5 protein-coding genes are annotated in these 5840 nt (G+C 67.3%); 2 read left to right on the plus strand and 3 right to left on the minus strand.

What is annotated here, in order from left to right; translation table 11 throughout:
- Positions 1-319: 319 nt before the first annotated feature.
- Positions 320-1870 (plus strand): acyl-CoA carboxylase subunit beta, encoded by a 1551-nt coding sequence (locus ACYVDK_RS14360; RefSeq protein WP_460522917.1) that lies wholly within the window; start codon positions 320-322, stop codon positions 1868-1870.
- 56 nt (positions 1871-1926) lie between these two features.
- The gene (locus ACYVDK_RS14365; RefSeq protein ID WP_460522909.1) at positions 1927-2163 is read left to right on the plus strand and encodes an acyl-CoA carboxylase subunit epsilon; all 237 of its coding nucleotides are present in this window, start codon (positions 1927-1929) and stop codon (positions 2161-2163) included.
- Positions 2164-2694: 531 nt separating this feature from the next.
- Here the strand turns inward: ACYVDK_RS14365 and ACYVDK_RS14370 are convergent.
- Genes ACYVDK_RS14370 through ACYVDK_RS14380 form a run of 3 tightly spaced genes read right to left on the minus strand, consistent with a single transcriptional unit; the run spans position 2695 to position 5688 of the window.
- Positions 2695-3774, minus strand: coding sequence for a hypothetical protein (locus tag ACYVDK_RS14370; protein WP_460522911.1), 1080 nt, complete (start codon positions 3772-3774; stop codon positions 2695-2697).
- Positions 3771-5024, minus strand: a complete 1254-nt coding sequence (locus ACYVDK_RS14375; protein ID WP_460522913.1) for a sensor histidine kinase — start codon at positions 5022-5024, stop codon at positions 3771-3773. The genes ACYVDK_RS14370 and ACYVDK_RS14375 overlap by 4 nt, the downstream gene beginning before the upstream one ends.
- Positions 5011-5688 carry a response regulator transcription factor gene (locus tag ACYVDK_RS14380; protein ID WP_460522915.1) on the minus strand — a complete coding sequence of 226 codons (678 nt, stop codon included), beginning with the start codon at positions 5686-5688 and terminating at the stop codon, positions 5011-5013. The genes ACYVDK_RS14375 and ACYVDK_RS14380 overlap by 14 nt, the downstream gene beginning before the upstream one ends.
- Positions 5689-5840 lie beyond the last annotated feature (152 nt).

Genomic DNA, 5840 nt, shown 5'->3' on the forward strand with positions numbered 1-5840 from the left:
CAAGACCGACCTACTCGCCACCAAACCCGACGGAACCCTCTGGTTCTACCCAGGAACCGGAACCACCGGAGCGCCGATCGACGATTATCCGCTGTTCACATCAACGGCCCAGGTCGGTGCCGGGTGGAACATCTTCGGATGACACTCGAGCACGAGCAACGCCCAAGATCTTGTGCACTTCCATCAACGAAGCGCCCCGAACCCCTGCTTGTAAAGTGAACGGGTGACCGACACCTCCACTCACGACACCCCGGCGGCCGACGCGCAGAGTGCCGACGCGCCGAACGACAACAGGGTCGACACGACGACCGCCGGCCGCATCGCCGACCTCAAGGTTCGCTATCACGAAGCCGTGACCGCGAGCGGGCAGGCCGCCATCGAGAAGCAGCACGCCAAGGGCAAGCTGACGGCCCGGGAGCGCATCAAGCTGCTGCTCGACCCGGGCTCATTCGTCGAGTTCGACGAGTTCGTCCGCCACCGCACACACGCGTTCGGCATGGAGAACAAGCGCCCGTACGGCGACTCAGTCATCACTGGTATCGGCACCATCCACGGGCGCAACGTTGCCGTGTTCAGCCAGGACTTCACCATCTTCGGCGGCTCGCTCGGCGAGGTCGCGGGCGAGAAGATCATCAAGGTCATGGACCACGCGCTGAAGACCGGCGTGCCGATGATCGGCATCCTCGACTCCGGCGGTGCGCGCATCCAGGAGGGAGTCGTCGCTCTTGGCAAGTACGGGGAGATCTTCCGGCGCAACACGCAAGCATCCGGTGTCATCCCGCAGATCTCCATCGTGATGGGGCCGGCGGCCGGCGGCGCCGTCTACTCCCCCGCGCTCACCGACTTCGTCATCATGGTCGACAAGTCGAGCCACATGTTCGTCACCGGCCCGGATGTCATCAAGACGGTCACCGGCGAAGACGTCGGCTTCGAAGAGCTCGGCGGCGCACTCACACACAACAAGATCTCGGGCGTGAGCCATTACCTGGCATCCGACGAGCAGGATGCCCTCGAGTTCGGCAGGGCGCTGATCGGCTTCCTGCCCGACAACAACCTCACCGACCCGCCCGTCTACGACGCCGAAGCGGAGCTGGAGATCACGGATGCCGACCGCCGGCTGAACGAGATCATCCCCGACTCCCCGAACCAGCCGTACGACGTGACGACGATCATCGAGCACATCGTCGACGACGGCGACTTCCTCGAGATCCAACCGTTGTTCGCCCCGAACATCGTGATCGGCTTCGCCCGCGTCGAGGGCCGCTCGGTCGGCATCATCGCCAACCAACCGAACGCGATGGCCGGAACTCTCAACATCGACGCCGGGGAGAAGGCTGCACGCTTCGTGCGATTCTGCGACGCGTTCTCGATTCCGATTCTCACGCTGGTCGACGTGCCCGGTTACCTGCCCGGCACCGATCAGGAGTGGACCGGCGTCATCCGCCGCGGCGCGAAGCTGCTCTACGCGTACGCGGAGGCGACGGTTCCACTCGTCACCGTCATCACGCGCAAGGCATACGGCGGTGCGTACATCGTGATGGGGTCCAAGCAGCTCGGCGCCGACATCAACCTCGCATGGCCGACAGCGGAGATCGCCGTGATGGGCGGACAGGGTGCCGTGAACATCCTGTACCGCAGCGAGATCAAGAAGGCGGAGGAATCCGGCGAGGATGTCGCAGCCATGCGCACGAAGCTCGCGAACGAATACCTCTACAACGTCGCGTCCCCCTACCTCGCAGCCGAGCGTGGCGAACTCGACGGGATCATCGAACCGGCCGCCACCCGGATCGGCGTGATCAAGTCGCTGCGCGCGTTGCGGGCCAAGCGCGCCACGCAGCCGCCGAAGAAGCACGGGAACATCCCACTGTGACCACCATTCGCAGGGCGCCGTCCAGCGGCGCAGGCACAGCCTGAGAGGAGGCATCCATGGCAAAGCACAGTACGCAACCCGAGGTGGATGCCTCACAGCTCGTGTTCCACACGAGCGGGCTCTCCGAAGACGAGATCGCCGCCGTCACCGCCGTGCTGACGTCTGCGCTGCGCGAGCAGGCGGCTTCCCGACAGCCGACAGCGGATGCCGACGCCGACGCGTGGCAGCGCAGCCTGCGGGGGCTGCGTCAGCCGCTCGTGCGCGGTCCCGGCGCCTGGCGAAGCTGGGGCTGAAGCGACCTCGCGGCGTGTTCGGGGCACCTGAGGGGCCTGACCTTGTACCCCGAAATGGGGCGCGAAAACCACGACCTCCGCATGATGTCGGCGATTTTGTCCCCCGATTGTCCCCCTAAATGACGACTTTTCCTCTTGCGGGATCGGGCCCAGTATTGATGTTGCTAGGTGTCTGTCATCTGAGATTCACCGCCATTCATTCGCCGACTAGGGTAAGCGGGCGAGTGTTTTGGGGGCGAGTCGGGGCGATATTCGGGTTATCGCCCCGACTCGGGGCTTCCGAAGGGCGTCGGTCAAGGACCGGCGCCCTTCGATGTTTCTCACCGGTTGAGTTTGGCGTGGGGCTTATCGGCCTGAGCTTGTCAAAGGGTCGAAACCAGCCTTGTGCCGTGCGGGGTTTCGACAAGCTCAACCCGCGGTACGGCGGTATCCGTTCGACGGGCGGTACGGCGGTATCCGTTCGACGGGCGGTACGGCGGTATCCGTTCGACCGGCGGTACAGCGGGAATCCGCTCGACGGGTGGGAGTCGCTCAACCGGCCGCGACCGCGGCGTCATCGTGGCGCGGTATCTCCAGCCACAGCTCGACCTCGTCATCGGCGCCCTCCGACTCGGCGGAGATCGTTTCGGCCGCATCGCGAGGTCTCGCCCCATCGCCGGGGTTGACATCTGCACGTCCCGAGCGCAGCCCGACGACCGTGACGGCGACCGACGAACCGGCCTCCACCGTGCGCACCACGAGCTTGTCAGCCCGGGATCCCTGCAGGGCTTCCGTGATGCGGGCGTGCACGCGCCGCAGCTCCTCCGAGTCCAGGCCATCCAGTCCGCCGTCGTCGAGGAGCACCACGTTCGCACCGCGCCGACGCGCCGCCAGCACCTGCTCACGCACGCCGTCGTCGAGGAGCGCGCGACCCCTGATCTCGTCGCGCATTCCCGCCTCCAGCAGCAGGCATTCCGCGCGTTCGTCTTCGGTGAGCACGCCACCGCTCTCCACGATGCGGAGGAGCAGTGGCGCGGCACGCTGATACGTCTCGTCCAGACGACGCTGGCGCTCCACGACGTGCGCCTCCTGCTCCGCGTGCCATTCGACGACCTGACGTTCCGCACGGCCGAACCGTGAGGCATCCCGAGCCATGCTCCCGAGTGCCCTGGTGACGACTGCGGCGGCCGCCACCCAGACCACGCTTCCGATGACGCCGAGGGCGGCGAGGGCCGCGAACCCGGCGAAGACGATCGTGTGCGCCACGAGGAAGGCGATGCCGACCCACGCGAAGACATTGCGTCTTCGAACGATCACGATCGTCATGAGGGTGCCGATCGCCGCCACGTACCAGGTGGCGTAGCCGTTCTCGCGCGACAGGTTCAGCTGGCTGGCGACGAGCACAGGCACGGCGATGCAGACGGCGAGGTCGAACGCCGCTATCCACGCGGGGAGCACGACACGGGAGGGCCTTGCCAGAGACAGCCCCGTCGCGGCCGCGTACAGAGCTATGGCGACGATCACCGGAGCCGGATGCCGATACGTCGACATCGACGTGACACCGAGCACCACGTGGTACGCGGAGAACAGTGCGGCCAGTGTGACGAGCACGCCCCGTGAGACGGCGATCATGGATGCTCCCCCTCAGCGCTCTCGTCGGGCTCCGGATGCCACGCCAACCGCACGCTGGTGCCCTCGCCCGGCGCAGACTCCACGGTTGCCGCGCCACCGGCGAGCGCCACGCGCTCCTTGATCGAGACCTCGAGCCCGAGCCGCTCGGGCGGAATGGACTCGAGGTCGAAGCCGTGACCGTCATCCATCACGACGATGAGCACGCCGTCGCCCTCGGTCGCCTCGACCCGAAGACTTCGACGCACAAGCACTCCCCCGGCGTGCTGGGCGCTGTTCACCATTGCCTGAACGGTCGCCGAGTAGAGCGCTTCGGCGACGCCGACCGGGATCAGCACGTCACCCTGCCGCCGCGGCACGATCGAGAACGGCACGGTGAACGATCGCGCGGCCGAGATGACGCGATCGCGCAACCTGCTGGACGGAATCGCATCGAGCGCGTGCCCGGGTCGTGCCAGCGGTGCTGAGGTGTCGAGGTGACCGAGGGCATCCTGAGCCATCGACGCCGCAATGGCCATAGCCTCCGGCGTGCGTGCGTTGGCCGCGGAGAGCAGGGTCGTGAGCACGCTGTCGTGCACGATGGCGTCGACCTCGACACGCTCGGCCTCCAGAGCATGCGCCCGCACCGCGACCTCGTAACGTTCGAGGGCGGTCGACTGACGGGCATCCACCTGGCTCGCCGCCTGCCGCAGCATGGTCATGATCGCCAGCAGAATCGATGCGAACAGTGCCGCGTAAAGGCCGTCGAGCACGGCGGTCTCGACGGCGCCGACCCCCGCGGTCAGGGCGAGCACCACGCCGTAGAGCAGCGGCGCGACGATGGTGTAGACGGCGGCGAGGAGGAACGGCATGGCCAGAGCCGCGCACGCGGTGGACACCGTGAGCAGATACCAGAGCCACGGGCGCACGCCGTCGAAGTAGGCGGCATCCGCCATGCCCTGGTCCCAGAACACGAGGGCCAGCAGGTATCCGACGCACAACGTGATCGCGGCAGCGCGAACCGTGCGGCCCACGATCGAGGCGATGCCGAGCCAGGCCAGCGACACGAGGAGCACCACGGCGACGGCGACGGTGTAGCCGGGACGCAGGTGGGACGACTGTGCGACGGCGACCGGGATGACCTGCAGAGCGAACACCCAGCTGAAGCCGGCTACGGCACGCGCGGCGAGGCGTTCGATGCGAGCCCTCGTCAGCGGACTCGCCGTAGCGGCCGGCAGCAGTTCCGGCGCGGCCGCAGGGTCAGCGGCGGCCATCCGCATCCGCCGATGCACCGGGGACGTCGGGGGCCAGCCCGGGCAGGATGCCGTCTTCGACCGCCCTGCGCAGCAGGTCGACCTTCGTCGGCGCCGGCCGACCGACCTCGACATACTTCGAGCGCACCCGGTCGAGGTACTCGCGCGCCGTCGAGTGGGCGACGCCGAGTTGCTCGGCCACCGCCTTCAAGGGCAGACCGGAGGCGTACAGATGCAGCACATCGCGCTCGCGCCGACCCAGCTGTGCCTTGGCGAACTCGCTGTCTGCGTCGATCGCGCTGGCCCACTCCAAGTTGTTCAGCACATCACCGGCGGCGACGGACTTGATCGCCGCGATCAGGGTGGTGGTGGGAGCCGACTTCGGGATGACCCCTGCCGCGCCCGCGGCGAGCGCCTCCCGCACGCTGGCCACCTGGTCGGCGATGCTGTGCACCAGCACTCCTGCACCGGTGGCCTGCACCCGCTTCACGTTCTCGGTGATGCTCGACCCGTCGCCGAGCGAGAGATCGAGCACGATGACGTCGGGATCGGCGTCTGTCAGCGCCTCCAGAACGGCGCTCACGGTGGCCCCTGTGGCGAGCACGTCGTATCCGGCACCGCGGCACGCGGCCTGCAGGCCGAGACGCACGGACTCATGGTCGTCGACGATCCCCACGCGCACCATGGCACTCATGCTAGCGGCGTAGAGCACCCGTTCCGCGACTCTCGTCTAGGTCACACGGGCGAGAAGCCCGCTTTACACAAGTGAGTCAGACCCTATGAGGGTGGGGTTTGAGTTGGGGCTTGATGGCCCAGGGCCTCACGGTGCAGATTCGT

It is taken from the genome of Humibacter antri (assembly GCF_054777235.1).

Coding starts and splice junctions, on each gene's coding strand:
- ACYVDK_RS14365 (WP_460522909.1), top strand. CDS start 1,927: ATGGCAAAGCACAGTACGCAACCCGAGGTGGATGCCTCACAGCTCGTG.
- ACYVDK_RS14370 (WP_460522911.1), bottom strand. CDS start 3,774: ATGATCGCCGTCTCACGGGGCGTGCTCGTCACACTGGCCGCACTGTTC.
- ACYVDK_RS14375 (WP_460522913.1), bottom strand. CDS start 5,024: ATGGCCGCCGCTGACCCTGCGGCCGCGCCGGAACTGCTGCCGGCCGCT.
- ACYVDK_RS14380 (WP_460522915.1), bottom strand. CDS start 5,688: ATGGTGCGCGTGGGGATCGTCGACGACCATGAGTCCGTGCGTCTCGGC.